This is a genomic window from Caballeronia sp., assembly GCF_028292365.1.
Lineage (GTDB): Bacteria > Pseudomonadota > Gammaproteobacteria > Burkholderiales > Burkholderiaceae > Caballeronia.
The window spans coordinates 1-18,855 of record NZ_JAQGMM010000015.1; the positions used below are offsets into that span (position 1 = coordinate 1).

19 protein-coding genes and 1 pseudogene are annotated in these 18,855 nt (G+C 58.9%); 14 read left to right on the forward strand and 6 right to left on the reverse strand.

Annotation, left to right across the window (positions count from 1 at the left end; translation table 11 throughout):
• A partial coding sequence (locus tag JWR14_RS00560) for a helix-turn-helix domain-containing protein (protein ID WP_299699519.1) occupies nt 1-186 on the forward strand: 186 nt, incomplete at its 5' end.
• A gap of 169 nt (nt 187-355) precedes the next feature.
• Here JWR14_RS00560 and JWR14_RS00565 read toward each other — a convergent pair.
• Nucleotides 356-1,654 carry an MFS transporter gene (locus JWR14_RS00565; RefSeq protein WP_299699522.1) on the reverse strand — a complete coding sequence of 433 codons (1,299 nt, stop codon included), beginning with the start codon at nt 1,652-1,654 and terminating at the stop codon, nt 356-358.
• A gap of 47 nt (nt 1,655-1,701) precedes the next feature.
• Complete coding sequence (phnA, locus tag JWR14_RS00570) at nt 1,702-2,928, reverse strand: phosphonoacetate hydrolase (RefSeq protein WP_299699525.1); 1,227 nt, start codon at nt 2,926-2,928, stop codon at nt 1,702-1,704.
• A gap of 97 nt (nt 2,929-3,025) precedes the next feature.
• Here phnA and JWR14_RS00575 point away from each other — a divergent pair, with 97 nt between their 5' ends.
• Nucleotides 3,026-3,916: a LysR substrate-binding domain-containing protein gene (locus tag JWR14_RS00575; protein ID WP_299699528.1), complete on the forward strand. Its 891-nt coding sequence runs from the start codon at nt 3,026-3,028 to the stop codon at nt 3,914-3,916.
• A 185-nt stretch (nt 3,917-4,101) separates the two neighbouring features.
• Here the strand turns inward: JWR14_RS00575 and JWR14_RS00580 are convergent, their stop codons facing one another.
• Nucleotides 4,102-4,725: an ABATE domain-containing protein gene (locus JWR14_RS00580; RefSeq protein WP_299699531.1), complete on the reverse strand. Its 624-nt coding sequence runs from the start codon at nt 4,723-4,725 to the stop codon at nt 4,102-4,104.
• A 168-nt stretch (nt 4,726-4,893) separates the two neighbouring features.
• Here JWR14_RS00580 and JWR14_RS00585 point away from each other — a divergent pair, with 168 nt between their 5' ends.
• The 3 genes from JWR14_RS00585 to JWR14_RS00595 all read left to right on the forward strand — a co-directional run bounded on the left by JWR14_RS00585 (nt 4,894) and on the right by JWR14_RS00595 (nt 7,417).
• Nucleotides 4,894-5,586 carry an alpha/beta hydrolase gene (locus tag JWR14_RS00585; RefSeq protein ID WP_299699534.1) on the forward strand — a complete coding sequence of 231 codons (693 nt, stop codon included), beginning with the start codon at nt 4,894-4,896 and terminating at the stop codon, nt 5,584-5,586.
• 134 nt (nt 5,587-5,720) lie between these two features.
• Nucleotides 5,721-6,575: an alpha/beta hydrolase gene (locus tag JWR14_RS00590; RefSeq protein WP_299699537.1), complete on the forward strand. Its 855-nt coding sequence runs from the start codon at nt 5,721-5,723 to the stop codon at nt 6,573-6,575.
• Nucleotides 6,576-6,646: 71 nt separating this feature from the next.
• Nucleotides 6,647-7,417 carry an SDR family oxidoreductase gene (locus JWR14_RS00595; RefSeq protein ID WP_299699540.1) on the forward strand — a complete coding sequence of 257 codons (771 nt, stop codon included), beginning with the start codon at nt 6,647-6,649 and terminating at the stop codon, nt 7,415-7,417.
• Nucleotides 7,418-7,436: 19 nt separating this feature from the next.
• Here the strand turns inward: JWR14_RS00595 and JWR14_RS00600 are convergent, their stop codons facing one another.
• A complete protein-coding gene (locus JWR14_RS00600; RefSeq protein WP_299699543.1) occupies nt 7,437-7,820 on the reverse strand; it encodes a hypothetical protein in 384 nt (127 codons plus the stop codon).
• Between the two features lie 358 nt (nt 7,821-8,178).
• Between JWR14_RS00600 and JWR14_RS00605 the strand changes: the two genes are divergently transcribed.
• From JWR14_RS00605 to JWR14_RS00645, 9 genes are all read left to right on the forward strand, one after another.
• A complete protein-coding gene (locus JWR14_RS00605; RefSeq protein WP_299699570.1) occupies nt 8,179-8,841 on the forward strand; it encodes a GntR family transcriptional regulator in 663 nt (220 codons plus the stop codon).
• A gap of 60 nt (nt 8,842-8,901) precedes the next feature.
• Nucleotides 8,902-10,164 (forward strand): S-methyl-5-thioribose kinase, encoded by a 1,263-nt coding sequence (mtnK, locus tag JWR14_RS00610; RefSeq protein ID WP_299699546.1) that lies wholly within the window; start codon nt 8,902-8,904, stop codon nt 10,162-10,164.
• A gap of 116 nt (nt 10,165-10,280) precedes the next feature.
• Nucleotides 10,281-11,360: an S-methyl-5-thioribose-1-phosphate isomerase gene (gene mtnA, locus JWR14_RS00615; RefSeq protein ID WP_299699549.1), complete on the forward strand. Its 1,080-nt coding sequence runs from the start codon at nt 10,281-10,283 to the stop codon at nt 11,358-11,360.
• Entirely contained in the window at nt 11,357-12,028 is a 672-nt protein-coding gene (locus JWR14_RS00620) for an L-fuculose-phosphate aldolase (RefSeq protein ID WP_299699552.1), read from the forward strand. Before mtnA ends, JWR14_RS00620 begins: the two co-directional genes overlap by 4 nt.
• 221 nt (nt 12,029-12,249) lie before the next feature.
• On the forward strand, nt 12,250-13,359 hold the full coding sequence (locus tag JWR14_RS00625) for a sugar ABC transporter substrate-binding protein (RefSeq protein ID WP_299699554.1): 1,110 nt from the start codon (nt 12,250-12,252) through the stop codon (nt 13,357-13,359).
• A gap of 100 nt (nt 13,360-13,459) precedes the next feature.
• A complete protein-coding gene (locus JWR14_RS00630) occupies nt 13,460-15,028 on the forward strand; it encodes a sugar ABC transporter ATP-binding protein (RefSeq protein WP_299699556.1) in 1,569 nt (522 codons plus the stop codon).
• Nucleotides 15,025-16,026, forward strand: a complete 1,002-nt coding sequence (locus tag JWR14_RS00635; RefSeq protein WP_299699559.1) for an ABC transporter permease — start codon at nt 15,025-15,027, stop codon at nt 16,024-16,026. The genes JWR14_RS00630 and JWR14_RS00635 overlap by 4 nt, the downstream gene beginning before the upstream one ends.
• A 112-nt stretch (nt 16,027-16,138) precedes the next feature.
• Nucleotides 16,139-17,137 carry a dihydroxyacetone kinase subunit DhaK gene (locus JWR14_RS00640; protein ID WP_299699561.1) on the forward strand — a complete coding sequence of 333 codons (999 nt, stop codon included), beginning with the start codon at nt 16,139-16,141 and terminating at the stop codon, nt 17,135-17,137.
• Nucleotides 17,138-17,168: 31 nt separating this feature from the next.
• Nucleotides 17,169-17,795 (forward strand): DAK2 domain-containing protein, encoded by a 627-nt coding sequence (locus JWR14_RS00645; protein ID WP_299699564.1) that lies wholly within the window; start codon nt 17,169-17,171, stop codon nt 17,793-17,795.
• Nucleotides 17,796-17,875: 80 nt separating this feature from the next.
• Here the strand turns inward: JWR14_RS00645 and JWR14_RS00650 are convergent, their stop codons facing one another.
• Entirely contained in the window at nt 17,876-18,676 is an 801-nt protein-coding gene (locus tag JWR14_RS00650) for an ATP-binding cassette domain-containing protein (RefSeq protein ID WP_299699567.1), read from the reverse strand.
• Nucleotides 18,676-18,855: pseudogene (locus JWR14_RS00655) on the reverse strand (ABC transporter permease); the annotation flags it as partial. The pseudogene JWR14_RS00655 and the gene JWR14_RS00650, both read right to left, overlap by 1 nt.

Here is an 18,855-nt window from a genome sequence, read left to right on the forward strand (position 1 = left end):
CGATTGGAGCGAAACGGACTGGTCAACCGCCGCGTCATAGCGTCCTCGCCAGTGGCGGTTGAGTATTCGATCACCCCGCTAGGGCGAACGCTGCAAGACCCGTTTGTGGCGCTCATATCGTGGGCCGGAAAGCACGGAGGCAGCATCGAACGAGCGCAGCTGACCTTTGACGAAGGGACTATTTGAGCGCCCGTATTCCACGGCAATAGTGGCGCCCTGGCGCCTGCTCGTCGAGGCAAAGCGCCCCTGATCTGCGACGCATAAACGATAGTGCTGAGCGAGCAACTCCTGGGCAATACCGATCCCGCTCTTCCGTTCCGACGCGACATCGCTTGGCGTCATGAGACGGCCCGATTCAGCGCTTGATCAGCATCGACATGACCGCGCTCGCCGCGCATAGTCCCGCGACAATCGGAAAGATGATCGAGGTATTACCCGTTGAGTCGATCATGTGGCCGATGACCGGCTCGCCAATACCGGCGAAAATATAGGACATGGTATTGAGCACCCCAGTCGCCGTGCCCGCAACGCGACGTCCAAAGATGTCTGGGCAGAGCGCCCAGAACGATGACGCCGGGCCGAAGACAAAAAATCCGCAAAGGAACAGCAGGGCAATCGCGATCATGCTTGCGTGCGGCACGAACATCATGAAGATCGCCGTTGTTGAAGCCAGTACCATGTACCAGACGATCGCAACGTAGCGTCTCCCCTGAAACAGCACGTCGGAAATCCAGCTGTTCGATAGCGAGCCAAGCGCCATCCCTATGGGCAGCGCGACCGTGATCCACTTCGGATCAATCAGCGCTGACGAGGTCTTCCAGTCCATGCCGAGGAAATGTACCGGCACCCAGACAACTAAAGCGTATCGGGCGGCGTTCTGAAAGCCGATAGCCAGGCCGGTGATGTAAAGCTTCCAGTTTCGCAGCACGAGTGAATAGCGCTGTGCGCTGGTCCAATCATCTTGCACTGCCGGCGGCGCGGTGCCACCCGCGGGTTCAACGGGATGCAGACGCTTGTCTTCGGGACGCTCCGATACAAAAAGCAGCAAGACCAGTGCGCCGAGCAGCATTGACAGAGGCGCCAGTCTGAAAATCCAGATCCAGCCGAGATGCATCGTGCCGAGAATGAGAACGGGGAAAACGTAAGCGAGCACGGAAGAAAATCCGGAAAACCCGATGTAGACGCCGTACACAAAGCCGCGATGTCTGTGATCCCACCAGTTCGACAGCAAGCGGCTGCCTGGCGCGAAACCCATCGACTGAAAGTAGCCGTTCGCGCCCCATGCAAGTAGAAAAAACCAGAATGTGTGGCCGAAGCTGAAGACCCAGTTCGCCGCCAGCGAGAGCACTGCACCGGCAATCATCATTGCCTTGCCACCGAGTTTATCGCCCAGATTGCCGTTAATGAATTGGCCGCCTGCATAACACCACAACATGGTCGCGCTGATCCAGCCAATCTCGTATTTCGACAAGCCGTAGTCATGCTGAATGCCGGAGACTGCAAAACCCAGAGTCTGGCGTCCGGTGTAATAGAAGAGATAGCAGAACGTCACGCCTATGAGCGCGCGCCATTTGTACTGGCCAAAAGAGGCGGGTTTAGATATTGGTTGGCATTGCAAAGTACTGGGTGAGTCTGAGGGCGTATCTGAGGGCATGTCTGTCTCCGTGCGGCGCGCAGTCTTCGCTGCGCTGGCTGGTTACTTTATTGACCGAGGTGGTTGAGCGCGATATCGATAACGTCAAAATTGCGCAGACGACGGGCGCCATTCAGGTCAATCACCTTGCGGTTGAAAATGAGCGGCACTTTTTGCTCGGACATCCCGCCGTGTGAACGCAACGGCACGGTCAACCCGGACAAGTCATGTTTGTCGGCAGCGCTGCCGAGCACCGTCAGACGTTCTCCGAGTACCACGAGATCGCCAATACGATCTTCAGGCACCTCAAACTTTTGGCTCGCTTGCGAACGCGTAAAGACCGCCTCGACACCCGTAGTGCCGGCGAGAAAATCCGTGACCTCGCGGCGGCGCTCTACATCGTGCAGATAAATCGTCGCATAAGATCCGAGCGCGCCATGGTGCACCACGTAGGGGTCCGTGATTGGCAGGATTACGCGCGCGAACTGCGCTCCGTATCGGGCGTCCAGAAGGTCTTGCAAAAATACGATGTTTGGGCGGCCTATTGCATCGGTCTTGGCATTCATCCCGTGGTCGGCCGTAATTGCCAATACTGCGCCTTCCTCGTGATAACGCTTGAAGTAACCATCCATCATCGAGTAGAACGCATTGGCTTCCGGTGTGCCTGGTGCGTACTTGTGTTGTACATAGTCGGTCGTCGACAAGTACATCAGATCGGGGCGCTCATTAGTCAGCAACGACAGTCCCGCGGCAAAAACGAATTCCGAAAGCTCCGCGCTATACACCGGCGGCACCGGCATGCCGATTCTTGCCACGATGTCCTCAATACCATGTTCTCCGCGGCTCACCCCGTCGGCTTTTTCAGCGGAAAAGCAGATCCCTTTCAGCTGATGGCCGAGCAGGCTGCGCAGCTTGTCCTTTGCTGTCACCACCGCAACGCTCCGGCCGGCCCGAGCCATCTCGGCAAGAATAGTGGGCGCGCGAAGGTACTTCGCATCGTTCATCAGAACTTCCTCTTTCGCTTCCTGATCAAAAAAGAAGTTCCCGCAGATGCCGTGAACGGATGGCGGTGCGCCAGTCACTATCGACAGATTGTTCGGGTTGGTGAACGACGGAACCACGCAGTCTCCGGCTAGCACCGTGCCAAACGCGGACAACTCCGCGAGGAACGGAGCCTTTCCGGCCTGGATGGCCTGATTGATGTATTCCTGTTCGCATCCGTCGACGCAGACAACAATCGTTGGAGCCGATGGCAGCCGATAGGATCGGGAATTAACGTTGATAAGTTCAGTCATGGATCACCTCTCTCGTTGAGCTTGGTGCCAGCGTATGATGAGTAGCTTGCTCACACAATCGCTAATAACTAGCCGTACCCGTGCGTAAAACTCACATATGAGACAAAAGCTTCCGCCGCTTAACGCGTTGCGCATATTCGAAATTGCAGCCCGTGCGGGGAGTTATTCGGCCGCGGCCCGGGAATTGAACCTGACGCACGGGGCAGTCAGCCGGCAAATCGCGAGTCTCGAGGACTGGCTCGGTCAGCCCTTGTTTGTGCGCGAGGGGCAAAGCATGGTGGCGTCTCCTCACGCTCGGGCGCTCGCTCGCGAAATCAGCGCCGCGTTCGATCACATTGCGGACGCTGCTGAACGCTACGGAAAGAACCGGCATGTAAAAGTCATCCGGGTCAGCGCATCGGCGACCGTCGCGATGCGCTGGCTGATCCCCCGGTTACCTTTGTTTGTTGAGACATGCCCGGAGGTGGACGTGCGCGTTTCAACCGCGATGTCCACGGAGCCCGCGCTCAGGGGAAGTTTCGACGTTGCAATACGACGGGACGTACCGAGTGGTGGCCAATTTCAGGCGTGGCCGCTGTTTCGAGAATCGAACACCGTGATTGCGAGTCCGGCGCTGCTCGCCCGTTCGGGCATCAGGACCGTCGAGCAGCTTGCTCAGGAGACCTGGCTGTCGAGCGAAACCCGCCCCGGCGACTGGGAGGCCTGGGTGGAAGCGGCAAGCCAACCCATGCTTCGGGCCAGTCGCACCTTGCGCTTCGACCATTTTTTTGTGACCTTGCAGGCTGTGGCAGATGGGCTCGGTTTTGGCATAGGTCCCTTTCCTACCCTTGACACGGATTGCGCGAGCGGCCGGTTGCAGAAGCCATTTCCCACTTTGCTCTCGCCGGGTTCAACCTATTACGCGCTCGTGCCACTTGATGCGGACAAGCCAGTCCATATGAGAGCGTTTGTCGATTGGCTGCAATCAGTCAGCACGAAGGAGACGTGATTCGCAGTGCCTGGACTGTGAGCGCTGACAAATGCCGGTGGTCCCGGAACCGCGTTGCTCTTTTCATAAGCGATCAATTCAGCAGTTGTTAGGCATCCGAATAATAAAAACCGAGCCCGTTCTCCACGAACCATGGAGGCCATGGCATAGTGAAAAAAGCCGGGCCCAAACCTCCGCAGTCAATCTCAACTTTGCCCCTTGATCCGGCTCCGATGCGCCGCTTGCTTCGCCCGGTTACCGCACGCTGCCATGCTGCACCAGCGCCGCGCATGCCCCCGAGTGTGATCGGCGAACAGCAGCGTGCAGGTCGGGCCCTCGCAGGCCTTCACGTAGGTAAAGTCTTCCTCGCACACTAGCTTCGCAAGGATTTCCCCAATCGGCTGAAGCAATGACTCCGGTGAACTCCAACGCCGCGAGCGTTCAAACGTAAGAGCGCCTGTCGCCGCATCTTCATGAGCGACGATTTTCCCAAAGGCTTCATCGCGTGCGAGCAGCAGGTTCAGAGGCTCCAGTTCACGCAAATCCTCAGCCCCTACCGTTCTGCCCTTGCGCTCACGGACGAACACCCTGAACCATTCACGCAGACTGCGCGCCTGATCCGCCAGGCGATCGAGTTCGCCGGGCATTGCGCGCTCACGCATCGTGCGCAGCACTTCCGTGGGGACCAGCTTCGACTGCTCGAGCCAGGCCAGCAGGCCCTCGCCATCGTCAATCCAGTCGATCGGGACGTCGACGGGCGTGGCTATCGAATTCAAAAAATCCAGGCCGGCCGAATCGGCTATGAACATCGCGGGAAGTTGCTGTGACATGGGCTACCTCAAGGGAATAAAAATAACCTTATCAAATACCGTTGACAGGTTATCACATTGTCGAATAACCTTCTCACATGCATTAAGAAGGTTACTCCACCTGACGGTTGGCTTGCTGTGCCAAGGCCGGCCTTCAGATACATTTCCCCCCCACCACAGGAGCGAAAAATGTCTGAAAGCGATGTGAAAGTAGTGCTGGTGCCCGGAGCGTGGGCCGACGGCTCAAGCTGGAGCAAAGTGGTTATCGGACTCCGGTCAAATGGGATTAATGCGGTTACTGTCCCTGTGCCATTAACCACCTTGGAAGATGACGTTGCGGCACTTGACCGGACCCTGGAGCGGCTCGACGGTCCTGTTGTGCTGGTGGGGCATGCGTACGCTGGCGCGGTCATTGGCGCCTCACGCGATGCCCGGATCAAGGCGCTGGTCTACGTCTCCGCGCTTGCCCCGGCAGAGGGGGAAACGGTCGCCGATGTGTTCTATCGAAACGAGCCGCACTCTGCGGCGCCAAAGCTCGCTCCTGATAGCCACGGCTTGATCTGGTTGCCCGAGGAAGCGTTTGCGTTGGCCTTTGCCCAAAACGCATCGGCGCAAGAGTTGGCGGTATTGGCCGCGGTTCAGCGTCCGATCTCGCCGGCTTGTATCAGCGTTCCGGTCGGACGCCCGCTTTGGAAGGATCTGCCGAGCTGGTATCTGCTGGCCGAGCAGGATCACATGATTGTCGCCGAGACCCAGCGCTTTATGGCCGAACGCATGAAGGCGCGGGTGAGCATGCATCCGGTCGACCACACACCGAGTGTCACGGCGCCGGATTTTGTTGTTGACCTGATTCTTCAGGCCGTGCGTGAAGTTCGCGTTTGATGGATCGAGAATTTCGTTGTCTCGACAGGACTCGACGAATTCAGCCCGAAGGGTTTGGTGTTCGTGTCCTTATGTCGTCGCTTTATCGCCAAGAGCATCTGGCGCAACTGTAGGACTCAACGAGGAGCATCACCATGACTGGTATCACGTACCGTACCGCGGATGTCGACGGATTCAATGTCTTCTATCGTGAAGCAGGGCCCGTGGGCGCGCCCAAGCTGCTGTTGCTTCATGGCTTTCCCAGTTCGAGCCACATGTTCCGGGACCTGATCCCGCTGCTGGCCGATCGCTTCCACATTATTGCGCCGGATCTGCCTGGGTTCGGCCTGTCCGACATGCCGCCTCGCGAGCAGTTCAAGTACAACTTCGACAACATCGCCAACGTCATCGATCGTTTTACGGAAGTGGTCGGATTCGATCGCTTTGCGGTCTATGTGTTCGACTACGGCGCCCCGACGGGTTTGCGGATTGCGGCCAAGCATCCCGAGCGCATCACCGCGATCATTTCCCAGAACGGCAACGCCTACGAGGAAGGCCTGAGCGACGGATGGAACCCTATCCGTGCGTATTGGCAGGACGCGTCCGAGAAGAATCGCGAAGCGCTTCGGGGCTTCCTCTCCCCGGAGACAACACGCTGGCAGTACACCCATGGCGTATCCGATGAGGCTGCGGTCTCGCCGGACGGTAGCGCGCTGGATAGCTTCTACATGGCGCGCCCTGGAGCCGATGAGGTTCAACTCGATTTGTTCGGTGACTACAAGAGCAACGTTGCTCTTTACCCAGCGTTCCAGGAGTACTTCCGCAAGCACAAGCCGCGGCTTCTCGCGGTATGGGGAAAGCACGACCCGTTCTTCCTTCCGCCGGGCGCAGAGGCGTTCAAGCGAGATATCCCCGACGCCGATATCCGCTTCTACGATACGGGTCACTTCGCCCTGGAAACGCATGCAACGGAGATTGCCGCGGCGATCGGCGAATTCCTTTCTCCATGAACTAGGTTCTTGCGGGAGCGTAGTCGTTCAAGACTGAACGTTGGAGCGTTCAATAACTTAGGAGAATTGACATGTCAAACAAAGTCGCTGTTGTTACGGGAGCCAGCCAGGGCATCGGCTTCTCCACTGCAGTACGTCTCGCGCGAGATTTTGCGTCGATCGTACTGGTTGCGCGCAATCGCGCGAAGCTTGAAGAAACGGCCGCAGCGGTCAAGGAGGCCGGTGCGGAGCCCCTCGTCATTGACCTGGACCTGGCCGACCGCTCGTCGGCGAAAAAGGTAGTAGAACAAACACTCGTCAAGTTCGGGCGCATCGACGCGTTGCTCAATATTGCGGGCGCTGTGCCTCAAATCGACGTGCTAGAGATGACGGACGAGCAGTGGGATGCAGGCATGGCGCTGAAGTTGCACGGCGCCCGTCGCCTGACCATTGAAGCCTGGCCAGCGCTGATGGCTTCCAAAGGTTCTGTCGTCTTGATCTCAGGGAATTCGGCACTCTTTCCGAAAGCTCCGTACGCGGCGGTCGGCACAATCAACGCGGCGATCATTGCGCTCGCGAAGGCGTTTTCAGACAAGGGGATTACAGACGGCGTACAGGTGAACAGTGTGATGCCCGGGCCCGTGATGACAGGGCGCAGGCGCTCTTATCTCGAGCACTGGGCGCCGCTGCACAACATGACGGTCGAGGAGGCAACCGCCAAGTTCCCGGGCGAGGTGGGGATCACACGGTACGGCGAGCCTGACGACATCGCGGAACTGATGGCATTCCTGGTCTCACCAGCGGCTCGGTGGATGACTGGCTCCGCCATTCGAATGGACGGAGGCGAAGTCAAGTCGATTTAAGAAGGCTAGTGCCCCGTGCTTATCCCTTTGGCGGCGTAGATTTGCCGCCACGCCGGCGGGGTTTTGGTTCGACACCCACTCGCGGATCGCGTGCCAGCACGAGCGCCGTCATCCGTTCCGCTATGGTTTCAAATGCCGGATCGTCTTGCGGTACGTAAAGCCATTTACCCAGCACCGGATGCGGTTGCAGTGCGGGCATTTCATCCATGAGAGCAGCGTGGCGGTCTTGCGATGTGCACACCAGCAAGCCGTTCCACGGCGGGTCGCGGTCGGCCGCAACCAGACACAACAGGCCATCGATATAGGCGGCGTCGCTGCCGAACATCCGCTTGGCGATGTAGGTTGAATCGCTCTCGAATGCTTCGAAGATCCAGGCGAGCGAGTTACGGATTGAGGAGGGCATTGGCGTGAAGTCCTTGGGCGACAGGCGAGATTTGAATCCCGAATCATAGGTCATCCACGGAAGGCGACGCGCAGATGCCGCAACGTCATGGTTGACCGCCGTTTCGGTTAAGCGCGATAGCTGAATACGAGCAGCTTTTTTCGGTCGGGTCGCAGAGATCGACTTCGTAGTCGGAATGCCCTCGTGGACATATCCGCTCGTCTTAAGGCCCCAAATCACTCCCCGAAAATCAGGGTAAGTCCTGAAGAAAACATCAGACGTCTGATGTATCTTGCGTTAAACCAACGCAAAAAAACGAATCATGCGCCTTAGTGTAGAGCGATCGATGAGCGAGAAAATACAGGAATCCTTGCGCGCCATGATTCGTGAAAGGGCCCTGAAGCCAGGCGATCAAATACCCACTGAAATAGAGTTGTGCGAGCAACTTGGCGTAGGTCGTTCCAGTTTGCGCGAAGCCGTGGCGCAGATGATTTCACACGGGCTTTTATCGCGTATTCAGGGACGAGGCACGTTCATCAGACAAATTTCGTTAAAGCTGGAAGGCGGTCTGGATGATCTGATGTCCGTGACTGACATGATCAAGAGTGTCGGGGCGGTTCCATCGACCAGCCGTTTGCAGATAAAGCCCATCGCCGCTTCGGAAAATCTGGCGCAAAAACTGGCGTTGCAAGAAGGCGACCCGTGTGTACGAATCGAGCGGGTACGGTGGGCCGATGACGCCATTGCAGCCTATTGCATCGACATCGTGCCGAAAGCCTTATACGACAGAGCCGATGGCGATATGGGCGAGTCCTTGTTCGCGATGTTCGAGCGCACCGGGGTCCGTCTGTCGCATACGCATAGTTCTATTCAACCGACAATCCTGACCTCGAGGGATTTGCCCGAGTTGCGGGAAGGGGTGGGTCTATTCCTGCTGCTGGATGAAGTCGATTTCGACGATACCGGCAAACCCATTTGTTACAGCAACGACTACTACAACACCAGCATCTTCAAGTTCGATCTGGTGCGCAAGCGCCACTGAAGCTACCACTAGGCATACCACGCGAAGTCAAGCCCGAGGAAGTCTGTGAAGGAGGAATCGATGGAATTTGAAGCGTTGAATTCTGCTCAGTTGACGGCTTACCTTAGTGGCGTTCCGGTGGTGCGCGCGATGCTCGGCAATACGAGCGAACTGGACGTAGTCGAAGTCGGCGACGGTAATCTGAATTTCGTTTATTTCGTCAGTAATGCTCGTGCGCCCGAGAAAAGCGTGGTCGTCAAACAAGCACCGCCTTTTCTGCGTCTGGTGGGAACGAGCTGGCCGCTGACGCGTCAACGCATGGAGCATGAGGTCGCGGCGCTGCGACGGTTCGGTGCGCTGTGTCCGCAACACGTGCCCGAGGTTTATCACGCGGACAGTGAGCTGTTTCTGATGGTCATGCAGCGTTTGTCCTCGCACAAGATCCTGCGACAAGGCTTGATCGAGGGCACGGTTTATCCAAAGCTTGGCGATCATCTTTCCACCTATCTGGCGCATACGCTGTTCTTTTGTTCGGATCTGTTTCTGGCGCCGCGCGTGAAGAAGGAGGCCGTTGCGGCGGCGGTCAATAGCGAGCTTTGCAAGATCACAGAGGACCTCGTTTTTACATATCCGTTCGAGGATCATCCTTCAAACATTTACAGCCCGGCCTTGCCTCGCTCCGCGGTAGAACGGCTCAGAACGTCAACGGCGTTGCGCATTGCTGTTGGGGAAATGAAATGGGCATTCATGACGCGTGCCGAGAGTTTGCTGCATGGTGACCTGCATACCGGATCGATCATGATCAATCAGGACGAGACCTTCGTTATAGATCCGGAGTTCGCTTTCTACGGTCCCATGGGTTTCGATGTCGGCGCGATTCTGGCCAATCTCTGGTTGGCGTACTTCTCTCGCGACTGGCACGGCTGCGTAGGGGGTAAAGATCCCGAGCACTATCAAAAATGGCTGCTTGAGCAAGCCGCCCAGATCTGGAACGGCTTCTCGACCAAGTTCCTGAATCTCTGGCGGGATCACGAGCGCCGCAGCAGACAGCACTTCATTGGCGAAGATCCTGACGAAGCGTGCTCGGAAGCATTCCGAACCCATTTCATGCGAAAGCTTTTCGCGGACACACTCGGATTCGCCGGCTGCAAGATGATTCGCCGGATTGTAGGAATGGCGAAGGTCGCGGAAATCACGAGCATCCCCGACGAAGCAGCACGCGCAAAAATTGAAGTCCGTTGTCTGCGGTTTGCGGAAGCGTTGCTTGTACAACGCCAGCAGTTCGACGGTATCGACGAGGTCCTGGCTCACGCCAGGACCGTCCGATCGCAAAGCGACGAATGAGCGTGAAGAATGAGCGTGAACCTGTGTGAGCCCGCTAACCGCAACCGATGCTGGTCAAACCAGCGAACGTCTTGATGAAACCCAGCTCAGGACAATATATTCAATCTGGAGAACTCATGGTTTTGCTGGCGCCTTCAGAAGCCCTTCCCGCGACGCTTGCCTGGCAACAGGAAAGTTTGTATCTCCTGGACCAGACGCGATTGCCGCAAGCTGTTGTGGTTGAGCGAGTTAGCGGAGTAGAGGACGTATGGCGCTGGATTCACGAGTTGCGGGTGCGCGGCGCACCGGCGATCGGGGTGGCGGCGGCGTATGGGTTGTGTGTGGCGATGCAACCGCTACAGCATCTCTCCATTGAGGACTTTCAGTCACAACTGGTGCAGCAAGCCAGCTTCCTGGATTCGGCGAGGCCGACGGCCGTGAACCTGAGTTGGAGCCTCAAGCGCATGCTGGCCGCTGCGCAACGCTCGGCGTCGCAAGACTCAGGCACTGTGTACAAGGTGCTGGTTGAGGAGGCCACGAAGATTCACGCCGAGGATCAGGCACTCTGCGCCGGCATCGGTGAGCATGGGGTATCCCTGATCACGCCCGGCTGCGGTGTGCTGACCCATTGCAATGCAGGCGCGTTGGCGACAACGGGTATAGGCACGGCGACTGCGCCGATTTACATGGCTCATCAGCAAGGCATGTCCTTCCGTGTCTTCGCCGATGAAACCCGTCCGTTGCTGCAAGGCTCACGTCTGACGGCCTTTGAACTGCAAAGAGCCGGAGTAGACGTAACGCTGATCACCGACAGCATGGCGGCTTCCATCATGTCGCAGGGCTTGGTGAACCTGGTGATTGTCGGCACGGATCGGGTGGCGGCTAACGGTGACTTTGCCAATAAGATTGGCACGTTGAGCGTAGCGATTGCCGCGCGTCATTTCGGCATACCGTTCTACGTTGCATGTCCGTCGTCAACGCTTGACCTGCTGACGGCGAACGGGTCGGACATCGTGATTGAAGAGCGGCAGGACCATGAGGTGACACATCTGGCGGGTCAGGCCACTGCGCCTGTCGATATCAAAGTGCGCAATCCGGCCTTCGATGTCACGCCTCATGATCTCGTGACCGGCTTCATTACCGAGCGCGGGATTGTGAAACAGCCCTTCGATAAAAACTTCGCCGCGCTGTTTTCATCGAGTGGGGGTGCGTTGTGAACAGCATACCGGTTGCCGAGACCACACTGCGCCGAGAGGTAATCGAGACCGCCCTCGAGATGGAGCGCCTTGGGATAAACCAGGGGACCTCCGGCAACATTAGCGCGCGCTGGCAGGATGGTTTGCTGATTACGCCAAGCGGTGTTCCTTATGCCGAGTTGCGAACGCAGGACATCGTCTGGTTGCCGCTGGATGTGGCCGATGACGCTGCGGTGTTCGAGCAAAGCCGGCCATCGACGGAATGGCGGTTTCATCGCGACATCCTGCGTTCACGGCCTGAGATCAACGCGGTGGTGCATACCCATTCGAATGCGGCGACTGCGCTGGCTATTCATAGCAGGGATATCCCTGCGCATCACTACATGGTGGCGGTCGCGGGCGGCAACTCCATTCGTTGTGCGCCGTATGCGACCTTCGGGAGTCAGGAGTTATCAGAGCACGCTATTGCCGCTTTGAAAGACCGTACGGCGTGTCTGCTTGCTCATCACGGCGTAATTGCTGTTGGACATGACCTTGCTCGTGCGTTATGGCTGGCCAACGAAGTGGAAGTCCTCGCGCAGCAGTATCTGCTGGCTTGTCAGATCGGGACGCCGCCGGTCTTGTCCGATGAAGCAATCAACGAGGTCATCGAGAAATTCAAGGGATATGGTTTGCGCAAGAAGGTTTGATGGGACGGACGTGCTCCAATTTTGCAACGGGTCCTTTCGGATTTGGGGATGGCGCGCCGCAGATTGCGAGGATAGCATTCGACCATGAAAGCCTGTATTTCGCTGGACTGAATATCGTTGAGTTCTGGCTCGTCCCATCAGCTGGAAACTTGTCGATCGAAGTGAAAGAAGATGCAAGGGAATCTCAACCTGCTTTTAAAACTTACACAACGGAGACGGTTATGGCTTGGAATTCAGAAAGGTTCGACAGATGGACGAAGGTCGGCGCATCGACGGGAGCATTGGTGTTTTGTGCGGCTGCGGCGCTAAGCGGTTGCTCGAAGAATGAGTCGTCGACAACGGCATCGACTGATGCGGGAGCGAGCGCCGCGGCCAGTGCCGCAGCCGCGCCCGCACCCGCAGCGAGTGCGGGCGGCGGCAAGGTCAAGGTCGGTTTTTCTGTCTCCACGCTGAACAACGCGTTTTTCGTCGGTTTGAAAGCAGGGGTCGAGAAGGGCGCCAAGTCGCAAGGATTCGATCTCGTCCAGACGAATGCCAATGGCGACGCGCAGCAACAGGTCAATGACGCCATCAACTTGCTAAGCCAGGGCGTCACAGCACTGGTCCTTAACCCGATCGATTCGAAGGCGATCATCCCCGCTGTCGAGAAAGCCAACGCCATGGGCATACCCGTGTTCACGCTGGACCGTGGCTCGGACGGCGGCAAGGTGACGTCCTTCGTGGCGTCGGACAATGTGGCGCTGGGTGCAACCGGGGCGAAGTGGATCGCCGACCAGTTGACGAAGCGCTACGGCTCAGCGAAGGGTAATGTGGTCGACCTGATCGGACTGGTCGGCACGACGGCGGCCACCGACCGCGAAAAGGGCTTCAGCGATGCGATCGCCAAGTATCCGGACATCAAGGTGGTTGCCCGCCAGGAAGGTGCATTCGATCAGGAGAAGTCGCTTAACGCGATGACGAACATCCTGCAAAAGTACCCGCAGATCGATGCCGTGTTCGGTGCGAACGACGACAATACCGTGGGTGCGGAGAAGGCGATCGACAACGCCGGGCGTTATAAGCCCCTCGGTGACAAGGAGCACATCATGATCATTGGCGCAGACGGCACGGCACAGGCGCTTTCTGCCATTCGTGCGGGCAAGCAAGATGCGACCATTTCGCAGAACCCGATCGAGATGGCGGCGAAGGCGCTGAGCTTCATCGCGGATTACAGCGCAAAGAAGCCGGTCCCGGCGAACTATGCTTGGCCGACGTTGCTGATCGACAAGAGCAATATCGACTCCGATGAGACCAAGAAATACGGCCTCTGGTCCGAGCAGGTCAGTCAATAAGCTGCTCACGCGCGCTCCTGCACAATGGGGAGCGCGCACTCGCATGTGAATGTGCACGTGATATCGAGTGACATTCAGTGATATTCAGTGAGACCCGAACATGAACAGTGAGAGGGGTTTGGAAGTAAGCGCTGGCGACCCGCGCCATGTGGCCGCCAACGCGGGCAGCACGGCCGTTGCGGCGCCACTGTTGCGCATGGAAGGTATCGTCAAGAGCTTTCCCGGCGTCAAGGCGCTGCGAGGGGTCAGCCTTGAATTGCAGGCTGGCCACGTCATGGCTATTGTTGGTGAGAACGGTGCGGGGAAGTCGTCGTTGATCAAGACGCTTTCGGGCGCCTACGAGCCGGACGAAGGCACGATCGAGATCGACGGGCGGCCTCTCGCACGCGGTACGCATGCAGCTATCGACGCCGGCGTGGCCGTGATCTATCAAGAGCTTTCGCTGGTCAACGACATGACGGTTGCCGAGAACCTGTTTCTTGGCCGGATGCCGTCGCGCAGCGGTCTGGTGCTGCGTAAAAAAGCCAACGAACTGGCCCGCACAGCGCTTGCTCAAGTGGGTCTCGAAGGCGTCTCGCCATCCATGCGCCTGGGCGACCTGCCTTTGAATAAACGCCAGCTTGTCGAGGTTGCAAAGGCGCTGGCGCGCGACGCACGCATTCTCGTCATGGACGAGCCCACTGCCGCGCTGCAGCGCGAGGACATCGCCAATCTCTATGCCGTGGTCCGGCGTTTGCGTGCGGCCGGCATGGGCATCATCTTTATCTCGCATCATCTTGAAGAGGTGTTCGAGCTGGCGGATTCGGCCGTTGTCATGCGCGACGGCGCGACCGTTGGCGCACGTCCCATGGCGAAGTGGACCGAGCAGGATCTGGTGCAGGCCATGGTCGCGCGAAACCTGGATTCGTTCTATCCGTGGGAGCCGCGCGACTATGGTCCGGTCATGCTGGAGGTCCGCAATCTCGCCAGTGCGCCGGTGCTGCGTAACGCCAGTTTTAGCGTACGCGCAGGCGAGATCGTGGGGATTGCCGGCATTGCCGGAGCGGGGCGCACCGAGCTGCTCAAGACGATCTTCGGCGCACTGCCGCTAAGCGGCGGCGAAGTGCTGATACGGGGTCAGAAAGTTTCCATCGGATCGCCTGCGGAAGGCGTTCGAAACGGACTCGTATACACGTCCGAGGATCGCAAGCTTGAAGGGCTCGTACTCGAAGCAAGCATCGAAGAAAACGTCGCGCTGTCCAGTTTGCTCGCACTCGCCACGGGCGGCTTCGTCAGCAATGCGAAAAAGCGCAAGCTCGCGCAGGAAGCAAGCGCGCGTTTTGGTGTGCGCGCGTCGTCGGTCTTGCAGATCACCGGCAATTTGTCGGGCGGCAATCAACAGAAGGTCATCCTCGGCCGCGCGACGGCTACGCAGCCGGCGGTGATCATGCTGGATGAACCCACGCGCGGTATCGATGTGGGCGCGAAGACCGAGATCTACGCGCATATGGTTTCGATGGCGCGTGCGGGCGCGGCCGTCATCATGGTCAGTTCGGAATTGCCGGAACTGCTGGGCATGTCGGATCGGGTCCTGGTCATGTACCGGGGCAATATCGTCACCGAAATTCCCCGCGATCAGGCGGATTCAGAAACGGTTATTCAGTGGGCTACAACAGGAGTAGGGGCATGACTTCCACGGCAGCGAATCAGGCGGATTCGGAGGCGCTCTCCCGCCGCATCATCCGGCAATTGCGGACGGGTCTCGGCCCGCTGCTGGCAGCGTTGATCCTGATCTGCATCGGCTTGTCGATTGCTTCGCCCGAGTTCCTGACCACCAGCACGCTCACCAACATCATGGTGCAAGTGTCCGTGGTGGGCATTGCGGCGGTCGGCGGCACCTTCGTGATCATCACGTCGGGCATCGACCTGTCGGTCGGCTCACTGGTCGCGCTGAGCGGCATGGTCGCGGCGACCGTGATGGCGGGGTCGAGCCCCGACAACGTGGCGCTCGGCATCGCGGGGCTGGGCGTGGCGTTGGCGGTGGGTGCGCTGGTTGGCGCCCTGAATGGTTTGTCGGTCGCGTGGCTCAGGCTGGTGCCGTTCATCGTGACGCTGGCGATGATGGCCATGGCGCGCGGACTCACGCTCGCGATCTCCGATGGCCGGACCAAGTTCGATTTCCCCAACGCGTTCACTGCGTTCGGTGCGAAGACGCTGGCCGGCTTGCCCGCACCCATGATTGTGATGCTAGTGGTGTTCGTGATCGGTCATGTGCTGCTGCGCAAGACCACTTTCGGGCATCAGGTGTTCGCGGTCGGCGGCAACAAGGAGGCGGCCCGGCTTGCGGGTATCCCCGTGAACCGCGTGATCTTCCTTACCTACACGCTGGCTGGCGCAACGGCGGCGGTGGCAGGCATCGTGCTCGCGGGACGGCTCAACTCGGCGTTGCCATCGGCCGCAAATGGCCTGGAACTGCAGGTGATTGCCGGGGTTGTGATTGGCGGCACATCGCTTGCCGGCGGTCGTGGTTCGATTGTCGGGACGTTCATTGGCGTGGTGCTGATCGGCGTGATCAACGTTGGTTTGTCGCTGCTTGGCGTGAACCCGTTCTGGACGCAATTCATTCAGGGTGGCGTGATCTTCGCGGCGGTGCTGCTCGACGCCGTCAGCCAACGGCGCAAGCTTTGAATTCAAGCCGTTAAATAATGACGACTGAAACCCCGCGCGGCCAGATGAAACGCCCAGATGAAACCATCGCCGGATCGACCGGAAAAAACCGCGCCTCAAGGAGACAATATCCATGAAAAAAATCATCAATCAGCCCGAGAATTTTGTCGATGAAGTGATCGATGCATTGCTGCTCGCGCATCCCGGATGGATCAAGGCGGCCACCGAGGACCGTCGCGCGCTGGTGCGCGCTGACGCGCCCAAGCAAGGCCGCGTCGGTATTGTGACCGGCGGCGGCTCCGGGCATATGCCGGGCTTTCTGGGGTATGTAGGCGAGGGCCTGTGCGGCGGTGTGGCCGTTGGCAATGTGTTCTCATCGCCGTCGTCCGAGCAGATCTTCGAGGCCACCAAGGCAGTGAATGGCGGCGCGGGCGTGCTGTATGTGTATGGCAACTACGGCGGCGATGTCTTCAATTTCGACCTTGCATCCGACATGGCAGAGCTCGAGGGCATCGATATCAAGACTGTAGTCCTGACTGATGACGTGGCGTCTGCCCCGGCTGAACGAAGCGCGGACAGGCGCGGCGTGGCCGGCATGGTGTTCGCGTTCAAGTGCGCGGGCGCAGCGGCAGAGCGGGGCGATTCGCTGGACGAAGTCGCGCGCATCGCCGGCAAGGCGAATAGCCGGAGCCGCACGATGGGCGTCGGGTTGTCGCCGACTATTCTGCCCGCCGCCGGCAAGCCCACGTTCACGCTGCCCGACGGTGAGATGGAGATTGGTATCGGCATTCATGGCGAGCCGGGGTCGCATCGCGGCAAGCTGGAAACGGCCGATGAAATTGCCGACCGGCTCACCGGCGCGATCCTTCGCGATCTCGCGTTGCCAAAGGGCTCGCGCGTCGCCATCCTTGTGAACGGGCTGGGCGCGACTCCGCTGGAAGAGCTTTATGTGTTGTATCGGCGAGCGGCCGGCATGCTCGCGGACCAGGGGCTGACTATCGCGCGGTCATATGTGGGCGAGTATGTGACGAGCCTGGAAATGGCAGGGGCATCGATCACGGTGATGCACGTCGACGACGAACTGGAAGCGCTACTCGCAGCACCGGCTCGTTCGCCGTTCTTTCGTGAATGACCGGGCGCTGAATTAATCAGGAGAACATGCGATGAGTGTTACTTGCAAGGAACTCCGGGACGTGCTCAAGCGTAGCTTGAGCGCGCTGCCTGCACACGCCGATGAGCTACGCGATCTCGACGCTGCGCTGGGCGACGGCGACTTGGGCATAACCGTGTCAGCCGGCTCTGCAGCCGTCATGAAAGCGCTGGATGGTTTGCCGGAGGACGCGACCGTGGCTGATGTTCTGCTCAGCGCCGGAAAGGCGTTTTCTACCGCGAACCCGTCCACCTTTGCGGCGTTGACAGGCGGCGGTTTGCTGGCGGCATCGAAGGTAATGGCAGGGAAGACATCGGTTGGAAAGGCGGAGGCGTTGGAGATTGGGCGCGCGGTAGCGGGGCGGATCGCCGAACGCGGCAAAAGCAAGGTCGGCGACAAGACCGTTCTCGATGCGTTGATCCCAAGCCTTGACGCACTCGAGTCGTCGACCGGCACGGGCGTTGAAATGCTTGCGGCGATGATCGCGAAGGCTCAGGAGCAAATCGAAGAAACTGCCGGACTGCAATCGCAAAAGGGGCGTGCTGCGTGGGTGCAGGAACGCAGCGTGGGGCACGCGGATCCGGGGGCGACGGCCTACCTCCGGTTCCTTGTCGCGTTGCAAGCAGCGCTCGGACGGTAGTTGTGCAATTTGGCCGCGTCCGGAGCTCTACAAACGGAACTCTACGGTCGTCTTATTGATCGAACGGGAATCTGCCGGCGCTAACTCACGCCCGTTCGCATGGACCGGTATTCGCGCCGCACAATATCCATCAACTCAGCAACCGACGTGCTGGCTGCTTCCCGCTCGTAAGTCACCCGGCCACGCTGCATGAGCATCACGCGATCCGCGATATCGAGCGTCTGCGCGTAGTTGTGCATGATCATGACAATAGAGAGCCCTTGCTTTTCCTTCAGCCGCAGGACCAGGTCAATGATCAGTCCCGCCTCGCGCGCGCCCATTGCCGCAAGCGGTTCGTCGAGCAGCAGGATCTTCGCGTTCGAATTGACCGCGCGAGCAACAGCAATCGCCTGTCGCTGCCCGCCCGAAAGTTGCTCAACCGGCAGATCAACCGACGGCACGTGCACGCCGATCTCTTCCAGGCATTCCTCCGCACGCTTACGCATGGCACTGTTATTCAACAGACGAAACGGACCACGCCTGACGATCTCCCGATTCAAAAACATGTTGTGATAAATGCTGAGCGAATTCGCCAGCGCCAGGTCCTGATAGACGCATTCAATGCCAAGCGACCGGGCATGATCGACGGAGCGAAGCAGCGTTTCTTCGCCGCCAATAAACAGCTTGCCACTCGTCTGCTGATGGAACCCGGTAAGGATCTTGATGAGCGTCGACTTGCCCGCGCCGTTGTCGCCGAGCACGCCCAATATCTCGCCTTGCCTAAGCGTCAGCGACACGCCGTCGAGTGCGGTCACCGCGCCAAAACGTTTGACAATATCTTCGCCCCGCAACGCGGCCGTGCCCGTCGTTCCCGTCGGCGCGGTCGCCGATACGTCGGCCATCAGAGGTCTCCCTTGCGAGCGAGACGGACGACGTGGATGTTGAAGATCATGGCCGCCAGGATGGCCGCGCCGAGAATCATGTTGAAGGTGAACGCGTTGATGCCGATGAGCGTAAAACCGTCGTTGAGGATCCCGAGGACTGCCGCGCCAATCAGCCCGCCGATGATCGTGCCCGAACC

What these genes read in the sequence shown, in the direction of transcription:
- JWR14_RS00640 (WP_299699561.1), top strand. Translation starts at nt 16,139, where the DNA reads ATGAAAAAAATCATCAATCAGCCCGAGAATTTTGTCGATGAAGTGATC.
- JWR14_RS00595 (WP_299699540.1), top strand. Translation starts at nt 6,647, where the DNA reads ATGTCAAACAAAGTCGCTGTTGTTACGGGAGCCAGCCAGGGCATCGGC.
- JWR14_RS00625 (WP_299699554.1), top strand. Translation starts at nt 12,250, where the DNA reads ATGGCTTGGAATTCAGAAAGGTTCGACAGATGGACGAAGGTCGGCGCA.
- JWR14_RS00600 (WP_299699543.1), bottom strand. Translation starts at nt 7,820, where the DNA reads ATGCCCTCCTCAATCCGTAACTCGCTCGCCTGGATCTTCGAAGCATTC.
- JWR14_RS00650 (WP_299699567.1), bottom strand. Translation starts at nt 18,676, where the DNA reads ATGGCCGACGTATCGGCGACCGCGCCGACGGGAACGACGGGCACGGCC.
- JWR14_RS00590 (WP_299699537.1), top strand. Translation starts at nt 5,721, where the DNA reads ATGACTGGTATCACGTACCGTACCGCGGATGTCGACGGATTCAATGTC.
- JWR14_RS00580 (WP_299699531.1), bottom strand. Translation starts at nt 4,725, where the DNA reads ATGTCACAGCAACTTCCCGCGATGTTCATAGCCGATTCGGCCGGCCTG.
- JWR14_RS00575 (WP_299699528.1), top strand. Translation starts at nt 3,026, where the DNA reads ATGAGACAAAAGCTTCCGCCGCTTAACGCGTTGCGCATATTCGAAATT.
- JWR14_RS00630 (WP_299699556.1), top strand. Translation starts at nt 13,460, where the DNA reads ATGAACAGTGAGAGGGGTTTGGAAGTAAGCGCTGGCGACCCGCGCCAT.
- JWR14_RS00585 (WP_299699534.1), top strand. Translation starts at nt 4,894, where the DNA reads ATGTCTGAAAGCGATGTGAAAGTAGTGCTGGTGCCCGGAGCGTGGGCC.
- JWR14_RS00645 (WP_299699564.1), top strand. Translation starts at nt 17,169, where the DNA reads ATGAGTGTTACTTGCAAGGAACTCCGGGACGTGCTCAAGCGTAGCTTG.
- mtnA (WP_299699549.1), top strand. Translation starts at nt 10,281, where the DNA reads ATGGTTTTGCTGGCGCCTTCAGAAGCCCTTCCCGCGACGCTTGCCTGG.
- phnA (WP_299699525.1), bottom strand. Translation starts at nt 2,928, where the DNA reads ATGACTGAACTTATCAACGTTAATTCCCGATCCTATCGGCTGCCATCG.
- JWR14_RS00605 (WP_299699570.1), top strand. Translation starts at nt 8,179, where the DNA reads ATGATTCGTGAAAGGGCCCTGAAGCCAGGCGATCAAATACCCACTGAA.
- JWR14_RS00635 (WP_299699559.1), top strand. Translation starts at nt 15,025, where the DNA reads ATGACTTCCACGGCAGCGAATCAGGCGGATTCGGAGGCGCTCTCCCGC.
- mtnK (WP_299699546.1), top strand. Translation starts at nt 8,902, where the DNA reads ATGGAATTTGAAGCGTTGAATTCTGCTCAGTTGACGGCTTACCTTAGT.
- JWR14_RS00565 (WP_299699522.1), bottom strand. Translation starts at nt 1,654, where the DNA reads ATGCCCTCAGATACGCCCTCAGACTCACCCAGTACTTTGCAATGCCAA.